Annotated in this window: 15 protein-coding genes and 1 pseudogene; 6 read left to right on the forward strand and 10 right to left on the reverse strand. The window is 68.5% G+C overall.

All coding sequences use genetic code 11. The annotated features are described in order from the left end of the window. Window positions 1-56 precede the first annotated feature (56 nt). From O0J73_RS17200 to O0J73_RS17215, 4 genes are read left to right on the forward strand one after another with little or no spacing between them, the layout of a single operon-like run. Window positions 57-551, forward strand: coding sequence for a TPM domain-containing protein (locus O0J73_RS17200; protein WP_053448837.1), 495 nt, complete (start codon window positions 57-59; stop codon window positions 549-551). A 51-nt stretch (window positions 552-602) separates the two neighbouring features. Next, on the forward strand, window positions 603-1,490 hold the full coding sequence (lgt, locus tag O0J73_RS17205; RefSeq protein ID WP_004154286.1) for a prolipoprotein diacylglyceryl transferase: 888 nt from the start codon (window positions 603-605) through the stop codon (window positions 1,488-1,490). After that, entirely contained in the window at window positions 1,487-2,281 is a 795-nt protein-coding gene (locus O0J73_RS17210) for a thymidylate synthase (RefSeq protein ID WP_308309225.1), read from the forward strand. The genes lgt and O0J73_RS17210 overlap by 4 nt, the downstream gene beginning before the upstream one ends. Before the next feature lie 5 nt (window positions 2,282-2,286). Beyond that, window positions 2,287-2,778, forward strand: a complete 492-nt coding sequence (locus tag O0J73_RS17215) for a dihydrofolate reductase (protein ID WP_004154289.1) — start codon at window positions 2,287-2,289, stop codon at window positions 2,776-2,778. A gap of 77 nt (window positions 2,779-2,855) precedes the next feature. Here the strand turns inward: O0J73_RS17215 and O0J73_RS17220 are convergent, their stop codons facing one another. The 10 genes and pseudogenes from O0J73_RS17220 to O0J73_RS17265 all read right to left on the reverse strand — a co-directional run bounded on the left by O0J73_RS17220 (window position 2,856) and on the right by O0J73_RS17265 (window position 12,751). After that, window positions 2,856-3,509 (reverse strand): DUF1287 domain-containing protein, encoded by a 654-nt coding sequence (locus O0J73_RS17220; RefSeq protein WP_308309227.1) that lies wholly within the window; start codon window positions 3,507-3,509, stop codon window positions 2,856-2,858. After that, window positions 3,506-4,531: a symmetrical bis(5'-nucleosyl)-tetraphosphatase gene (locus O0J73_RS17225; protein ID WP_308309228.1), complete on the reverse strand. Its 1,026-nt coding sequence runs from the start codon at window positions 4,529-4,531 to the stop codon at window positions 3,506-3,508. Before O0J73_RS17225 ends, O0J73_RS17220 begins: the two co-directional genes overlap by 4 nt. 15 nt (window positions 4,532-4,546) lie before the next feature. Next, window positions 4,547-4,930: a Co2+/Mg2+ efflux protein ApaG gene (gene apaG, locus O0J73_RS17230; protein WP_133933858.1), complete on the reverse strand. Its 384-nt coding sequence runs from the start codon at window positions 4,928-4,930 to the stop codon at window positions 4,547-4,549. A gap of 13 nt (window positions 4,931-4,943) precedes the next feature. Continuing rightward, window positions 4,944-5,747 carry a 16S rRNA (adenine(1518)-N(6)/adenine(1519)-N(6))-dimethyltransferase RsmA gene (gene rsmA, locus O0J73_RS17235; protein ID WP_008266336.1) on the reverse strand — a complete coding sequence of 268 codons (804 nt, stop codon included), beginning with the start codon at window positions 5,745-5,747 and terminating at the stop codon, window positions 4,944-4,946. Then, window positions 5,744-6,724, reverse strand: coding sequence for a 4-hydroxythreonine-4-phosphate dehydrogenase PdxA (pdxA, locus tag O0J73_RS17240; protein WP_308309230.1), 981 nt, complete (start codon window positions 6,722-6,724; stop codon window positions 5,744-5,746). The genes rsmA and pdxA overlap by 4 nt, the downstream gene beginning before the upstream one ends. Window positions 6,725-6,742: 18 nt before the next feature. Beyond that, window positions 6,743-8,071, reverse strand: a pseudogene (locus tag O0J73_RS17245) (peptidylprolyl isomerase); the annotation flags it as partial. Then, a complete protein-coding gene (gene lptD / locus O0J73_RS17250) occupies window positions 8,068-10,566 on the reverse strand; it encodes an LPS-assembly protein LptD (protein WP_197564424.1) in 2,499 nt (832 codons plus the stop codon). The gene lptD and the pseudogene O0J73_RS17245, both read right to left, overlap by 4 nt. A gap of 89 nt (window positions 10,567-10,655) precedes the next feature. Then, window positions 10,656-11,594 (reverse strand): histone deacetylase family protein, encoded by a 939-nt coding sequence (locus O0J73_RS17255; RefSeq protein WP_133933862.1) that lies wholly within the window; start codon window positions 11,592-11,594, stop codon window positions 10,656-10,658. A 9-nt stretch (window positions 11,595-11,603) separates the two neighbouring features. After that, the gene (locus tag O0J73_RS17260; RefSeq protein ID WP_008265473.1) at window positions 11,604-12,158 is read right to left on the reverse strand and encodes a cob(I)yrinic acid a,c-diamide adenosyltransferase; all 555 of its coding nucleotides are present in this window, start codon (window positions 12,156-12,158) and stop codon (window positions 11,604-11,606) included. A gap of 8 nt (window positions 12,159-12,166) precedes the next feature. After that, window positions 12,167-12,751 (reverse strand): hypothetical protein, encoded by a 585-nt coding sequence (locus tag O0J73_RS17265; RefSeq protein ID WP_008264471.1) that lies wholly within the window; start codon window positions 12,749-12,751, stop codon window positions 12,167-12,169. A 107-nt stretch (window positions 12,752-12,858) separates the two neighbouring features. Between O0J73_RS17265 and ubiH the strand changes: the two genes are divergently transcribed. Both ubiH and O0J73_RS17275 read left to right on the forward strand, forming a co-directional pair. Beyond that, window positions 12,859-14,067 carry a 2-octaprenyl-6-methoxyphenyl hydroxylase gene (gene ubiH / locus O0J73_RS17270; RefSeq protein WP_308309231.1) on the forward strand — a complete coding sequence of 403 codons (1,209 nt, stop codon included), beginning with the start codon at window positions 12,859-12,861 and terminating at the stop codon, window positions 14,065-14,067. Then, on the forward strand, window positions 14,064-15,245 hold the full coding sequence (locus O0J73_RS17275) for a UbiH/UbiF family hydroxylase (RefSeq protein WP_308309232.1): 1,182 nt from the start codon (window positions 14,064-14,066) through the stop codon (window positions 15,243-15,245). Before ubiH ends, O0J73_RS17275 begins: the two co-directional genes overlap by 4 nt. Window positions 15,246-15,289: the final 44 nt, after the last annotated feature.

Genomic DNA, 15,289 nt, shown 5'->3' on the forward strand with positions numbered 1-15,289 from the left:
GGCTGGGGCGGCGGCGGTGGCCGTTCCGGCGGCGGCGGCGCATCGGGGGGCTGGTGATGATCCAACGTCTGTGCCGCCATCTGTTCTCGCCGTCGGTACGACGCGCGTTCCCGCCGGCCACGCTGCAGGCGATCACCGAGGCCATCGCCGCCGGTGAGCAGCGCCACGGCGGGCAGGTGATGTTCGCCGTGGAGGCCGACCTGCCGCTGGACGCGCTGTGGCGCAAGGTCACCCCGCGCCAGGCCGCCGAACATGCCTTCGCCCGCCTGCGCACCTGGGATACCGCCCACAACAACGGCGTGCTGATCTACCTGCTGCTGGCCGACCACGCGATCGAGATCGTCGCTGACCGTGGCCTGCACGGCAGGATCAGTCCGGCGCAGTGGCAGCGGGTCTGTACCCATCTGCGCGAGGGCCTGCGCGGCCCGAACCCGGTCGAGGCGCTGCGCGGCGCCATCGAAGAGGTTTCGACCCTGGTGGAAGGGCACTTTCCGGCCGCGACGCGGTCAGACGATGACGGCCTGCCCAACACCCCGCAGCTCCTTGGTTGAGCCGGGGCGGCACTGGCCCGAGAATAGGCGTTCAACCGCAAGGCACCTTCCATGATCTATTTCCACGACATCGACCCCATCGCCCTCTCGCTGGGGCCGATCAAGGTGCACTGGTACGGCATCATGTACCTGCTCGGCTTCACTGCGGCGTGGCTGCTGGGCCGCAAGCGCATTGCCGACGGGCGCCTGCCGGGCGTTGATGCCAACGGCTTCTCCGACCTGCTGTTCTACGCCATGCTCGGCGTGGTGCTGGGCGGGCGCATCGGCTACATGCTGTTCTACGCGCTGGGCGATTTCCTGCACAACCCGCTGCTGCTGTTCAAGGTGTGGGATGGCGGCATGAGCTTCCACGGCGGCCTGCTGGGCGTGCTCGGCGCCTGCTGGTGGTGGTCGCGCAAGCACGCGCTGCACTTCTTCGACACCATGGACTTCATGGCGCCGCTGGTGCCGCTGGGCCTGGGCTTCGGCCGCATCGGCAACTTCATCGGTGCCGAGCTGTGGGGCAAGTACACCGACGGCAGCTGGGGCGTGGTGTTTCCGTCCGGCCTGCCGGCGCCGCTGAACCAGCTGGACCACGCGACCCTGCAGGCGCAGTTCGCCAGCGGCGCGCTGAACCAGTTCGCCCGCCATCCCTCGCAGCTGTATGAAGCGTTCCTGGAAGGGCTGGTGATGTTCGTGGTGCTGTGGGTGGTGTCGGCCAAGCCGCGCCACCGCTACCTGGTTGGCGGCCTGTTCGCGCTGATGTACGGCCTGTTCCGCTTCGCCGTCGAGTTCGTGCGCATGCCCGACAACGGCGTCTACGTGGCCTTCGACTGGCTGACCCGTGGCCAGATCCTCAGCCTGCCGCTGATCGCCTTCGGCCTGGTGCTGCTGGCGATGTCGCGCCGCGCGCCGGTGCTGCAGCCGCAGCCGATGGTGGCCGCCGAGGGCAAGGCATGAAGGCCTACCTGGACCTGCTTTCGCATGTGCTTGAGCACGGCGCCGAAAAGAGCGACCGCACCGGCACCGGCACCCGCAGCGTGTTCGGCTGGCAGATGCGCTTCAACCTCAACGACGGCTTCCCGCTGGTCACCACCAAGAAGCTGCACCTGCGCTCGATCATCCACGAGCTGCTGTGGTTCCTGAAGGGCGATACCAACATCGGCTACCTGAAGGACAACCAGGTCCGCATCTGGGACGAGTGGGCCGACGAGAATGGCGATCTTGGCCCGGTCTACGGCAAGCAGTGGCGCAGCTGGGCGACCGCCGATGGCGGTGCGATCGACCAGATGCAGTGGCTGGTGGACGAGATCAAGCGCAACCCCGATTCGCGCCGGCTGGTGGTCAGCGCCTGGAACGTGGGCGAGCTTTCGCAGATGGCGCTGATGCCGTGCCACAACCTGTTCCAGTTCTACGTGGTGGACGGCAAGCTCAGCTGCCAGCTGTACCAGCGCAGCGGCGACATCTTCCTCGGCGTGCCGTTCAACATCGCCAGCTACGCGCTGCTGACCCACATGGTGGCGCAGGCCACCGGCCTGGGCGTGGGCGATTTCGTGCATACGCTGGGTGACGCGCACCTGTACTCGAACCATTTCGAACAGGCCCGCGAGCAGCTGTCACGGGAACCGCGCACGCTGCCCAAGCTGTGGTTGAACCCGGACGTGACCGACCTGTTCGGCTTCCAGTTCGATGACATCCGCATCGACGGCTACGATCCGCATCCGGCGATCAAGGCACCGGTGGCGGTGTGAGCGTGATGAAGCTGTCGATGATCGTCGCGCTGGACCGCAACCGTGGCATCGGCCAGGGCAATGCCATGCCCTGGCACCTGCCGGACGACTTCAAGCACTTCAAGGCGCTGACCCTCGGCAAGCCGATCCTGATGGGGCGCAAGACCGCCGAATCGATCGGCCGCGTGCTGCCGGGGCGGACCAACCTGGTGCTGACCCGCAGCGGGCAGGTGCCATTTGAAGGCATGCGCGCGGTGGCGTCGCTGGACGAAGCCAAGGCGATTGCCGAGGGCGAGGGCGCGAACGAGCTGTGCATCATCGGCGGTGGCGAGATCTTCCGTCAGCTGCTCGACCAGGCCAGTGACCTGTACCTGACCTGGGTCGATGCCGAAGTGCCGGCCGACACCCATTTCCCCGAGGTGGATGCGCACGACTGGCAGGAAGTGAGCAGCGAACCGCACCCGGCTGACGAACGCCACGCCTACGCGTTCCGCTTCGTTCACTACGTGCGCCGCTGATCGCAACGCATCTGTAGAGTCGAGCTTGCTCGACTGCTCTTGGTGGATACACAGGGCATAGTCGAGCAAGCTCGACTCTACGGAGCCGGCATCCGGTAATGCCCGATGATCGCGTGCTGGAACAGCAGGTTCTCTTCGCGGGTGCCGCGCGCGATGTTGTGCAGTACCAGCGGCGTGCCATCGGCCAGCCGCCGGTCGGAGACGATGCCGACGTGCAGCAGGCCATTGCCGTTGAGCTTCCACGCGACGATGTCGCCGGCTGCATAGTCGATGGCGAGGGCGGTGACCGGTTGCTGCCAGCCCTGCCGCTCGAACCAGCGCATCAGGTTGGGTACGCGACGATGATCGATGTTGCGGTCCGGCCGTGACAGGCCCCAGATCGCCGGATAGGCGCTGAAGTCGCTACGCATGTCCTCATGCACGCGTGCCTGCAGATCCAGGCCCTGGCTGCGCAGGGCGCGCACCACTACGTCGGTGCAGACACCGCGATCGCGCGCGACGTCACCACCGGGATAGGTGAGCACCTGATAAGCCGGATCGTAGCGGACGGTGACGCCGATCTGTGCGCGTGCGGCGGCCACCAGCGGCGGCGAGGGCGCCTGCGGTGGTGCCGGCGTGGCTGCGGCGTCCTGCGCGGCCGTGGGAGTTGGAGGCGAACCGGGCTGGCAGCCGCTGGCCAGCGCCAGCGTCAGCAGCAGCACCGTCCCTGGTGCCCGGCCCGGTCGCATCATGCCTGCGGCGGGGCGCCGTTGTTGGCGGGGCCTGCGGAGCCACCACCACCACCACCGCCGCCACGACGGCGACGACGGCGCGGGCCGCGGGTGCCCGGGTTACCAGCAGGTGTGCCACCGCCCAGTTCCTTGCCCTGTGCCGAAGCGGCAGGACGCTCGTGTGCCGGTCGCGTCGGCGGACGGGCGTTGGCAACGGGGGCCGGCACATCGCGGCCCGGCACCTGCACCACGCGCAGCTCATCGGTATCGAGCTGCAGCGCGGTCAGCTTCCCGCCCCACACCGCACCGGTGTCGATGGCGTGCACACCCTGGGTGATGGTCAGGCCGAGCGCGGACCAGTGGCCGCAGACGACCTTCAGGTCGCGCTCGACCCGGCCCGGCACTTCGAACCAGGGATACAACCCCTGTTCCTGCGTGCCTGGCGTGCCCTTGTCCTCGATGCCGATGCGCCCACGCGGGGTGCAGTAGCGCATGCGGGTCAGCACATTGATGATCGCGCGCGAGCGGTCATAGCCGGACAGGTTGGGTGCCCAGCTGGGCTTGTCGCCGTACATGTTGCGGAACAGCTTGCGGTAGCCGGCGCCGTGCAACTGCGCCTCGACTTCGGCCGCATGTTTCTCGGCCATCTGCGTGGTCCACTTCGGCGCCAGGCCGGCATGCACCATCATCCAGCCCAGCTCGCGGTCCACGTGCACCAGCTTCTGCAGGCGCAGCCAGTCCAGCAGTTCATCGCGGTCCTCTGCCTGCACGATGCGCAGCAGGTCCGGGTTGACCTTGCGCTGCTCCTCTTCGGTGCGGGCACCGACGGCCAGCAGCGAAAGATCATGGTTGCCCAGCACCACCACGCTGTGCTCGCGCAGCGAGTGCACCAGCCGCAGCGTTTCCAGTGACTGGCCACCGCGGTTGACCAGATCGCCGCAGAACCACAGGGTGTCCTGCGCCGGGTCGAAGCGGATCTTCTCCAGCAGTCGCTGGGTGACGTCATAGCAGCCCTGCAGGTCGCCGATCGCCCACACACTCATCGTTCGGCCTCCTTGTCAGTGCAGGGTACGCGGGATGGCCAGCACGAACGGTGCGACCGGCGCGGCAAATTCGGTGCCATCGTCGGCAACCATGTCGTAGTGTCCCTGCATGGTGCCGTGATCGGTCCCCAGCATGACACCGGAGGTGTAACGGAAGTCTTCACCGGGGCGCAGCCGCGGCTGCTCGCCGATCACTCCGTCGCCATCGACATGCTCGACGCGGCCATTGGCATCGGTGATGCGCCAATGGCGTGCGACCAGGCGTGCGGCCACCCGTCCCTGGTTGTGGATGCGGATCGTATAGGCGAACGCAAAGCGACCGTCTTCCGGTGCGGATTGATCGTCGAGGAAGCGCGGCGCGACTTCGACGGAGATGGCATAAACGTCAGCGTCTTCCATACCGGCAGTGTAATCAGGAGGCATTGGCCAGAGCGACGAATTCGGCCACGTCCAGCTGTTCGGCGCGGGCATCGGGACGCACGCCGGCGGCGATGAACTGCTCGGCGGACACCACGTTGTTCAGCGCATTGCGCAGGGTCTTGCGGCGCTGCCCGAAGGCGGCCTTGACCACCTCGGCAAAGCGCTTGTGATCGTTGATGCCGATGCTGGCCGGATCGCGCGGCACCAGCCGCACCACGGCGGAATCAACCTTCGGCGGCGGCCGGAAGGCACCCGGCGGCACCACGAACAGCGAAGTCACCTGGCAGTACGCCTGCAGCATCACGCTGAGGCGGCCATAGACCTTGCTGCCGGGGCCGGCGGCCATGCGGTCGACCACTTCCTTCTGCAGCATGAAGTGCATGTCGCGGACGACGGCGGCATGTTCCAGCGCATGGAACAGGATCGGCGAGGAGATGTTGTAGGGCAGGTTGCCGACCAGGCGGATCGGCTGGCCGGCAGCCAGCTCGGTGAAGTCCACGCGCAGCACGTCGCGATGGACGATGGTCAGCTCGCCCAGCGGCTCGGCGGCGGCGGTCAGCGGCGCGATCAGGTCGCGGTCGAACTCGATCACCGTCAGCTTCGGATGCACGCGCAGCAGCGGCAGCGTGATCGCGCCCTGGCCGGGACCGATCTCGACCAGGCGGTCGCCGTCTTTCGGATTGACCGCCATCACGATCTTGTCGATGTAGTGGCGATCGGCCAGGAAATGCTGGCCAAGCTGCTTCTTGGCCGGTGCGGTGAACACCGGGCCGGAGGGGGAATGCGGGGAATTCATGCGCTCAGTGTACGTTGCCGCGCCAGCTGCGCACACAGCGCCGTTGCCGCCTGCAGGCTGGAGGGATCGGCGATGCCGCGGCCGGCCAGATCCAGCGCGGTGCCATGGTCGACCGCCACGCGCGGATAGGGCAGGCCCAGGGTCAGGTTCACTGCCTGTTCGAAGCCCGAGTACTTCAGCACCGGCAGGCCCTGGTCGTGGTACATGGCCAGTACGGTGTCGAAGGCGGCCAGCTTGGCCGGCAGGAAGGCGGTGTCGGCCGGCAGTGGCCCGATCAGGTCCATGCCTTCGGCGCGCAGGCGCTGCAGCAGCGGGATTACCAGGTCCAGTTCCTCGCGGCCCAGATGGCCGTCTTCACCGGCATGCGGGTTCAGGCCGAGCACGGCAATGCGCGGTGCAGGCACGGCGAACTCGCGCCGCAGCGCGGCATGCACGGTGCGCAGGGTGTGTTCCAGGCCGGGCGCGGTGATCGCATCGGCCACCTCGCGCAGCGGCAGGTGGGTGGTGGCCAGGGCCACGCGCACGATGTGGTTGGCCAGCATCATCACCACCTTCAGCCCGGCCTGGTCGGCGAGCAGTTCGGTGGTGCCGCTGTAGGCGATGCCGCCTTCGTTGATGACCGCCTTGTGCACCGGGCCGGTGACCACGCCGTGCAGCTCGCCGCTGAGGCAGGCCTGGCCGGCACCGAGAAGCGCGTCGATGACCGCCCCCGCGTTGGCCGGATCAGCCTGGCCAAACCGGCTGGGCACGGCATTGGCGACTACGCGCAGGCGCAGATCACCCGGGACACGCGCTTCGGCGTCCTCGGGCAGCAGTTGCAGGGGCAGGTTCAGCGCGGCCGCAGCCGCGCGCAGGGTATCCGGGTCGGCGAAGGCCAGCAGCCGACTGTCTTCACGCGGCTGCTGGGCAAGTCGGACACACAGTTCCGGGCCGATCCCGGCGGGCTCGCCCGGTACCAGAGCGAGCTCGGGGCGCATCGGTCAGGACTGCGGCGGCGTGGCGGTGTTTTCCGCGCGGTCGCCGCTGCGGAAGCTGACGTAGGCTTCGCCACGCAGTTCCTGCAGGAAGCGGTTGTACTCGTCTTCCAGCTTGCGGCGGCCGATGGTCTCGCGGACCTGTGCACGCTGGTTGTCGTTGGTCACGTCGGTCTGGCGGGTGGCCACGCGCTGCACGATGTGCCAGCCGGCATCGGTACGGAACGGCTGGCTGACGCCACCATCCTGGAGGCCGGAGACCTGCTGGCCGAACGCCGGACCGAACGCATCGGCCGGGAACCAGCCCAGATCGCCGCCCTGGCCCTTGCTGTTGTTGTCCTCGGAGGACTCCTTGGCCACGGTCTCGAAGTCCGCGCCACCGGCGATGCGGGCACGCAGGGTATCGATCTTGGCCTTGGCGGCCGCGTCGGTCTGGTGGTCGTCCACGCGTACCAGGATGTGGCGTCCGTGGTACTCGGTGACCGTATTCGCACCGGCCGTGGCACTGGCATCACGCACGTCCACCAGCTTCAGCAGCTGGAAGCCGCTCGGGCCACGGATCGGGCCGACCACTTCACCGGGCTTCATCTTTTCCATCATCTGCGCGAACGCCTGCGGAATTTCATCCAGGCTGCGCCAGCCCAGGTCGCCGCCTTCCAGCGCGTTGGGGCTGTCCGAATAGCGGACGGCGGCGGCGTTGAAGTCCAGCTCCCCCTTGTCCAGCAGGGCCTTCACACCGTCGGCCTTCTTCTGGCCGGTGGCGATCTGGTCGGCGTTGGCGCCGTCGGGCAGGGCCACCAGGATGTGCGCCAGGTGGTACTGGTTGCCCACCGTGGCCTGCTGTTTCAGCGCGGCATCGACTTCACCCTCGCTGACGCTGATGCGGCTCTGCGCGAAGCTCTGGCGCAGGCGCTGCACGGTGATCTCGTCGCGCACCGACGCCCGGAAGTCGTTGAAGTCGATACCGTCATGGGCCAGGCGCTGGCGCAGGGCGTCCAGCGTCGACCCGTTCTGCTGGGCGATGGCATTCATCGCCTGGTTCAGCTCCTGGTCGCCGACCCGGATGCCGCTGCTCTGGGCGCGGGCGACCTGCAGCTTGACCAGCACCAGGCGCTCGAGCACCTGGCGGCTGAGCACGTCTTCCGGCGGCAGCTGGTTTTCGCGGCCGGCGTACTGCGCCTTGATGTTGGCGATCGCACGCTGGAGCTCGCTCTGCAGGATCACGTCCTCATCGACGACGGCGGCGATGCGGTCAAGCGGCTGCGCCTCCTGGGCAAGCACCTGCAGGGGGGCGGACACGCTGGACACCGCCAGCAGCGAGGCGAGAAGAACGGGGAAGCGCTTGGTCATGGGATCAGATTCGGATCGTAGTCATCCCGGGTCGCCCCGGTGTTGCTGGGCGGCACGAGATAGAGGTCGTCGCGGTTGTAGCCGAGGATAGCACGGCGCAGGGTACGGTCCGTGTCCTGGCCGATGGAGCTCAGGCCCTTGAGCACGAACTCAAGCTGGATGGCATTGTTCATGTCGCCTTCGCGGTTGCGCACGTAGCGGCGGGCCACGGCGCGCACGGCCAGGCAGCAGCTGTCCCACTGCACGCCGGCGATGATTTCCAGCGGTTCCTTGTCCTGCAGGGAGTAGTAGTAACGGCCCACCAGGCTCCAGCGCGCATTCAGCGGGTACAGGAACGACAGGTCGGCCTGCTCCAGCAGGGTCCGGTCATGCTTGTTGGCGCTGGCCGGGGCACCGGCATTGATGCGATAGCGGTAACTGAGGTTGACCACGCCATCGTTGGGCATCAGGTAGCGGGCACGGACGCTGGCCAGATCCTCGCGCTTGTACTTCGGGTCCCACTGGTAGGTGGCGCCCAGGGTCCAGCGGTCGTTGATCATGTAGTTGCCGTCGGCGATCCAGGCCGACTTGCCCTTTTCCACTGGCGCGCCACCCGGGAGCGTCACCCGCGACTCGTCGAAGTACTGGATCTGGCCGATGGCCGCCGAGAACCGTTCCTTGCCGGTGGTCTGGTCGATGAAGCGGGTGCCCAGGGCCAGGGTCAGCTGGTTGGCATCGTTCTGGCGATCGGCGCCGGTATAGCGCGAATCGCGGAACAGCTGGCCCCAGCTGAAGGTGAAATCACGGGTATCGAAGATCGGCAGCTCGTCCTGGTTGCGGTAGGGCGTGCGCAGGTAGAACAGGCGCGGTTCCAGGGTCTGCAGGAACGACTTGCCACCGATTCTGGTCTCGCGATCGAAGAACAGGCCGGCATCGAGGCTGGCGATCGGCAGGCTGCGGCTGGGCGAGGTATTGCCGCGCAGCTGTTCCGGCGTGGCGGTGGTCGGATCGATGCCCTGCGAACGCAGGATCTGCCCACGGATGCCATTGACGCCGTCCACCAGGCTGCGGTCCAGCTGGTAACCGGTGTAGCGATAGGCCAGGGTGGGGGTGACGTACCAGGCCGCGCCGCTGATCGGGAACGACACGTACGGCTTCACGTCCAGGCGCGAGCCACCGCTGACGCCCACGCCGGATCGCTGCTGGAGGCCATTGCGCGTGTACTGCAGGTCCGGGCCGGCACTGGCGTCGTACTTGTAGTTGATGTCGTCGTGGGTGAAACGCACCGCTTCGGCGTAGACGCCGGCGTCCAGCCACGGCAGCACCGGCTTGTCCCAGTTGAGGAACAGGCGCGGCTGGCGGTTGTAGGGCAGGGCGCTCTCGTTGAGCGTGTAGTCGGTCAGCTGCCAGCGGTCGGCCATGATCCCGGCCGTCCAGTTCTGGCCGGTGCCATACAGGCCCACGGTGCTCTGCAGGTTCGAGGCCGTCACGCCGACAAGGCGGTTGGCGAAGTCCTCGACATAGCGCTCGTCGCTGACCCAGGCCAGGTTGGCGCGGGCCTGCCAGTGCTCATCCAGGTTGTGATACCCGGTGAACACCACCCGGCCGCGGTCGCGGTCGCGCAGCTTGTCGTTGGGGATGAACGAGGTCAGCAGCTCGCCACGGCCGCCGTTGTAGAGGTAGCGGAACTCGTTGTCGAGCAGCAGCCCGCGCCGGCTCATGTAGCGCGGCGTCAGCGTATCGTCGTAGTTCGGCGCCAGATTGAAATAGATCGGCTGCGCGTAGTCGAAACCGTTGCGGCCGGACATGCCCAGCTGCGGAAACAGCAGGCCGGTCTTGCGGCGGTCATCGATCGGGAACTTGAAGTACGGCGCCCACAGGACCGGCACGTTGCCGATACGCAGCACGGCGTTGCGGGCCGTGCCGAAGCCCTCGTCGTTGTCCACCTCGATCTGCGGCGCGGACAGCTTCCAGACCGGCTGCGACGGATCACAGGTGGTGTAGGTCGAGCGGTGCATCTGGCCGACCGCGCCCTGCAGGTCGACCGACTCGGCGTCACCGTTGCCGCGACGCGACACCAGCTGGTACTTGATGTCGGAAATCTTGTGGGTGTCGCTTTCCTGGTTGCCCTCGGCACGCTTGGCGATCATCCGGATCGACCCGTCCTGGTAACGGACATTGCCGTCGGCGATGTAGTTGCCGGTCTCGGTATCAAAGCTGAGCTTGTCGGTGCCGACGAACTGGTCGCCACGGCGCAGCGCCACGTTGCCCTCGTACTGCGGCACGGTGGTGGTGCCCAGCAGCTGGTCGCCCTCGATGTCGGTCGACTGCTGCTCGCGGGCGGCCGCGGCGGCGGCCTTGTCCTGGCCGGGGACCGGGGTGGGTGCGTCGGTGAACGCGGGAATCACGTCGGTAGCCGGGCACAGGCCCCAGTTGAGCGGCTTGTCGTCGGCCATCGCCGGCAGGCTGATGGCGATGCTCAGAGGCAGGGGAAGCAGTCGGAGGGCTCGGCGCACGCGGTTCGGATTCGGGCGAAAACGGACGGTAGCTTGCCCCATCCCTTGCATAGGGGCAATGAAGGGCGGTGGAGACTGCCGGTTCGGGTTCATCCGGCAACGGTACCACCGGCGCCTGAAATCAGGGTCCGGACATGCGCCACGCTGCACTCGGCCAGTGCCTGCAGGTCGTAGCCACCCTCCAGCATCGAGACCACCCGGCCGGCCGCGTGACGGCGTGCCAACGCATGCAGCTCGCCGGTGATCCAGGCGAAATCGTCGGTCTCCAGCATCAGATCGGCCTGCGGGTCACGCAGGTGCGCATCGAAGCCGGCCGAGATCAACAGCAGCTGCGGGCGGAAGTCATCGATGGCCGGCAGCATTTCGTCGGCCCAGACATTGCGGAAGCGGAATCCGCCACTTCCGGGCGGCAGCAGGATGTTCATCAGGTTGCCGGCACCGCGGTCGCGGCGCAGCCCCGAGTTGGGAAACAGCCCGGCCTGGTGGGTGCTGTAGTACGAAACCCGGGCATCGTGCTGGAAGATGTCCTGGGTGCCGTTGCCGTGGTGCACGTCGAAGTCGACCACGGCGATCCGTTCCAGGCCGTGGCGGTCGCGGGCGTAGGCAGCGGCAATGGCGATGTTGTTGAGCAGGCAGAAGCCCATCGCGGTGCTGCTGGTGGCGTGGTGGCCCGGGGGCCGCACCGCGCAGAAGGCCAGCGGATCCTCGCCGAGCATCACCGCATCGACGGCGGCCACGCCGGCGCCAGCGGCATGCACGGCGGCGCTGGCCGATCCCGGCGAGGTCCAGGTGTCCATGTCCAGCTGGCGCAGCGGGGCGGTCTGGGGCTGCAGCACCACGTCGAGCAGGGCGCTGTCGTGCACGCGGGTCAGTTCGCCGAACTTGGCCGGAGGGGCTTCGCGCCACTGCAGCTGGCCGGGGAACGCCGCATGCAGGGCATCGAGCACATGCTGCAGGCGCTGCGGGCATTCGGGGTGCCCGGGGCCGGGGTCATGCAGCAGGCAGGACGGATGGGTATAGACCAGCATCGTGCCGACTCAGCGCTGGCGCTGCTGTGGCTGCCACAGCGCCTCGCCGTGGCCATCGGCACGGGCCAGCACCCGGGCCAGCACGAACAGCAGGTCCGACAGCCGGTTGAGGTACTGCAGCGCCTCGCTGCGCACCGCCTCGCGGCGGGCCAGCGCGACGGTCTCGCGCTCGGCACGACGGACGATGGTGCGCGCCAGGTGGCAGCGCGCGGCGGCTTCGCCCCCGGCCGGCAGGATGAATTCCTTCAGCATCGGCAGGCCGGCGTTGTAGTGGTCCAGCTGCTGTTCCAGCGCCGAGACATCGGCGGCATGGATCGCGGCGTGGCCGGGGATGCACAGCTCGGCACCCAGGTCGAACAACTGGTGCTGCAGGTGCACGACCAGCGCTCGCACGTCTTCGGGCAGCGGCGCCGCCAGCAGCAGGCCGAGCGCCGCATTGGCCTCGTCGACCGTGCCGAAGGAGGCAACGCGCGCGTCATCCTTGGCCACGCGCTGGCCGTCGCCGAGGCCGGTGCTGCCGTCGTCGCCGGTGCGGGTGTAGATGCGCGAGAGGCGATGGCCCATGGCGCGGCTCAGTGGCGGATGTCGCGGCGGGCCTGCTGGAGCTTCAGGACCTGCTCCACGGCCAGTTGCAGGGCGGCGGCCAGCGCCACGTAGATTGCGGTGGTGCGCAGGTACGGCCCGAACCACTGCGCGTAGTTCTGCGCCCAGCCGGCCAGGGTCGGTTCGGCCACGTTGCGGCTGGTCCAGTAGAAGCCGCCCTGCGCCAGCAGGTGGCAGACCGCCACCGAGGCGACCAGCAGCAGCGCGCCCTTGGCCAGCACAGGCCAGCGCGCGCCCTGGTAGTTGCGGCCCAGCAGCATGCCGCCGGCCCACAGCGAGAAATACGCGGGCAGCAGCAGCCAGTAGCCCGGCGACACGCAGTAGTGCTGCCAGAAATCCAGGCCGCTGCTGCGGATCACGATCCAGTCGACCAGCACCGCGAACACCATCAGCAGCGGGAACGCCCAGCGCGTCCAGCGCGCCAGATAGAAGCCGCCGATGAAGAACACGGCCCAGGACGCATCGGGAATGGCCGCGAAGTGATTGACCCGGGTCGCCGCCAGCAGCAGTACGAGTACGGACAGGACGAAGGCGCGGTTGGCAGTGTCGGACATGGTGGGGGCCCGGGGCGGATTCAGGTTTCATTCTAGCCCGCCGCACGGGATGGCGCAGGCGTGGTCCCGTTCGGCGTACAGTCGGGGCGAGCGCGTATCATGAACACATGAGTGAACGACATGACGTGCTGATCGTCGGAGGCGGCCTGGTCGGCGCCAGCCTGGCCATTGCCCTGGAGCGCCTCGGCCGCGACGTAGGCCTGCTCGAGGCCAGTCCCGCCGGTGAGCTGCCGGCGGTGTTCGACCAGCGCAACCTCAGTTTCGCCGCGGCCACCGTCAACGCGCTGACCGCGTTGGGGGTGATGCAGAAGCTGGCGATGGCACCGGGCCCGATCCGCCGCATCCATGTCAGCCGCGCCGGTGATTTCGGCCGCGTGCAGCTTGAGGCCAGTGACTATGACCGGCCCTGGTTCGGCCAGGTGGTGGTTGCGCGCGACTTCGGCCAGGCCCTGGAGGCACGGCTGCAGGAGCTGCCGCGACTGCGCCGTTACCGGCCGATGCGTTTCCTGGGGCTGGGCGGGGTACTCGATGGCTACCGCCAGGTGCGGGTGGCCGACGAGGCGGGCGAACGCGTGCTGCTGGCCCGGCTGGTGGTCGGTGCCGATGGCACCACCAGTGGCGTGCGCGATGCGCTGGGGATCGAGGTCGACCGCCATGATTTCCAGCAGACGCTGTTTGTCGCCCGCGTGCGCAGCCAGCGCGCGCCGGATGGCACGGCGTGGGAGCGCTTCACCGATACCGGCCCGACCGCGCTGCTGCCGCGAGGCGACCGCCACTTCGGCACCGTGCACGGTGTTGCGCGCGACCAAGCCGACGCGGTGATGGCGCTGGATGATGCCGCCTGGCTGCAGCGGCTGCAGCATGCGATCGGCTGGCGTGCCGGCCGCCTGCTCGACTCCGGCCCGCGCAGTGCGTATCCGCTGATCCAGGTGCTGGCGCGCGCGCTGGCCGGTGAGCGCGCGGTACTGCTTGGCAATGCCGCACAGACCATCCACCCGTTGGGCGCACAGGGCTTCAACCTGGGCCTGCGCGATGCGCTGACCCTGGCCGAGCTGCTGGAGGATGCGCATGAGGACGCCGGCAGTGACGCGTTGCTGCAGGCCTATGTCGCGCGCCGTGAGGAGGACCGCCGGCAGACGGTGGCGTTCTCCGGTGGCCTGGCGCGGCTGACCAGCAATCCGGCACCGTTGATGCGACCGCTGCGCAGCCTCGGCCTGGTCGCCGCGCAACGTGCTGCGGTGCAGTCGATGCTGGTCGGTGGCGCGATGGGCTTCCGCGGCGAGGTGCCGCGCCTGTGCCGTGGAGAAGCCGCATGAACCGGCGCGCGCGACTGGACGTGGCGATCGTCGGCGGCGGCGTGGTGGGCGCGGCCTGCGCGCTGGCACTGGCCGATGCGGGGCTATCGGTCGCACTGGTGGAAGGGCGTGAACCGGCGCCCTGGCAGGCCGCGCAGCCGGACCTGCGGGTGTTTGCCTTCGCCGCTGACAATGTGCAGCTGTTGAACCGGCTCGGCGTGTGGCCTGCCATCGCGCAGGCCCGCGCGTGGCCGTACCGGCGCATGCAGGTGTGGGACGCCGCGGGTGGCGAAGACCTGCTGTTCGACGCGGACCGCTTCGGTCGGCGCGAGCTCGGCTACATCGTCGAGAACGGCCTGCTGCAGGATCGCCTGTGGGCGGCGCTGCCGGCCGCGGGCGTGCAGCTGCATTGCCCGGCGCGGGTGGAGGCGCTGGAGCAGGACGAGGCCGGCGTGCGGCTGCGCCTCGACGACGGCCGTCGCCTGGAAGCGGCGCTGGCGGTGGCCGCTGACGGCGCCGAATCGACCCTGCGCCAGCTGGCCGGGATCGAGGTCGAGCGGCATGACTACCACCAGCGTGGCGTGGTGGCCTACGTGGACAGCGAACTGCCGAACCAGGCCACGGCCTGGCAGCGCTTCCTGCCGACCGGACCGCTGGCGCTGCTGCCGGTGGCCGAGCGCCGCAGTTCGATCGTCTGGACCCTTCCGGAGGATGAAGCCGCGCGCGTGCTGGCACTGGACGAAGCGGCGTTCAACCGCGAACTGACCCGCGCCTTTGCCGCCCGCCTGGGCGAACTGCGGCTGGCTTCGGCACGTGCGGCGTTCCCGCTGCGTCGTCAGCTCGCTCGCCACTATGTCGCCGGTCGCGTACTGGCGCTGGGCGATGCCGCGCATGTCGTGCATCCGCTGGCCGGGCAGGGCGTGAACCTGGGCCTGCGCGATGTCGCCGCCCTGCAGCAGTGGCTGGCGCCTTCGACGGAACGCCGCGGCCAGCCACGCCTTTCACCGCAGCGGCTGCAGCGCTGGGCCCGCGAACGCCGCAGCGACACTCACATCGCCGCCTACAGCTTCGATGCGATCAACCGCCTGTTCTCCAATGACGAGATGCACCTGACCCTGGCCCGCGGCCGCGCGCTGGGCTGCGTCGGCAAATGGCCGCCGCTGGTGCAGGCATTCTGGAAGCGCGCCGCGGGCGTCTGACCGGAATACCGGCCGCTCTGGTAGGTGCCAACCTTGGTTGGCAC

It is taken from the genome of Stenotrophomonas sp. Sm6012 (assembly GCF_030985895.1).
GTDB lineage: Bacteria > Pseudomonadota > Gammaproteobacteria > Xanthomonadales > Xanthomonadaceae > Stenotrophomonas > Stenotrophomonas forensis.